Source organism: Bartonella sp. B10834G3 (genome assembly GCF_016102505.1).
In the GTDB taxonomy this organism is placed as follows: Bacteria; Pseudomonadota; Alphaproteobacteria; order Rhizobiales; family Rhizobiaceae; genus Bartonella; species Bartonella choladocola.
Map to the genome: position 1 here is coordinate 1 of NZ_JACFOM010000013.1, position 1,237 is coordinate 1,237.

Annotated in this window: 1 protein-coding gene; it reads right to left on the reverse strand. The window is 31.4% G+C overall.

Annotated elements, in window-relative coordinates; genetic code table 11:
- A partial coding sequence (locus tag H3S94_RS11740; protein ID WP_198231760.1) for a LysM domain-containing protein occupies window positions 1-447 on the reverse strand: 447 nt, incomplete at its 3' end.
- Window positions 448-1,237: the final 790 nt, after the last annotated feature.

Sequence of the window (1,237 nt, forward strand, 5' to 3'; positions counted from 1 at the left end):
CATGTCATCAGAAACCGGTGACAGCGGAACATAAACCGTATCCCCCACCGTTACCTTGTCAAAACCGTTCTTGAAAAACCGATCCAGATTGAGACGACGCAACCCTTCAACACTCAGATTATAGCGTTTGGCAACGCTATCAAGCGTATCGCCGGACACCAGCACATAGGCGCGTGTCATCACCGGCGTCGAATAGGTATCATTTAACGATGAGCTACCATAACTATCAGGATTCAACCCTTGGGATTGATAATCGCCACCCTTATAACCCGCACCGTGATAAGAGTTGCTATCATAAGCCCCCTCATACTGACGATCAAGGCTTCTCTGTGCTGCATCCGCCTGTGCGATCGAAAGAAGAAACGTCGAACAAACATAAAAAAATATCGTAAGCCACGAAATCGTTTTGTTTGTAAAACGACTTAAAAAACCACCCCACATATTCATGATCTATCCTGATAATTATACTTTTCTCATCGCTTCGATTTTTTGTTATCGTAATACTTAAATTTTTTCGATCGATTCTTTATCAACGCATATACAATAGAATCATATGATATTTTTATAATAATTAACTATATTTTTATACTTATTTTCTATTATAAAAATGTTTTTTAAATCGCTTTATTTTATTATTTTTTACAAAAATAATGTTTTTTATGAATATTTTTCATCGATAATTTTTTAATTTTCATATTTACAATATACTCCGCTATTTTTTATATTAATTTTTTTGAATTATTAATAATTTAATAAATAATTACAAATATTATAATATTTACAATCTTCATTGTTTTTATATTTTATTTTACGCTTATAATATTTTTAATATTGATAACATCCTTTTTAAATATTTTTTCAATTATATGATGCATATTTAGATTCCTTTTCTGTTCATAATTGATAATAATCAATTATTTATCCAATTATATTTTATATACTTATTTACTTAAACACCAACAAACGGATTTTTTATTTTTTAACAGTTTTTTTGATGAAGCGCATACCACCCAATACTTCCGGTTAATTTTTATTTTTTTGTCATATGATATTTTTTCTATGACGCCTGCTATTTTTTTGTAACGTGCGGCACTAATAATAAGGTTTGTGAACATCGCGATGACCTGCCGAACCGGCTTGTCTTCACATTTTGAATGTTTGAAAGTGTATGACGCTATTTTTCACGCTAACGGCCCCACCGATACCTGTCTTATTTTTACCGTGACTCTAACTAAAT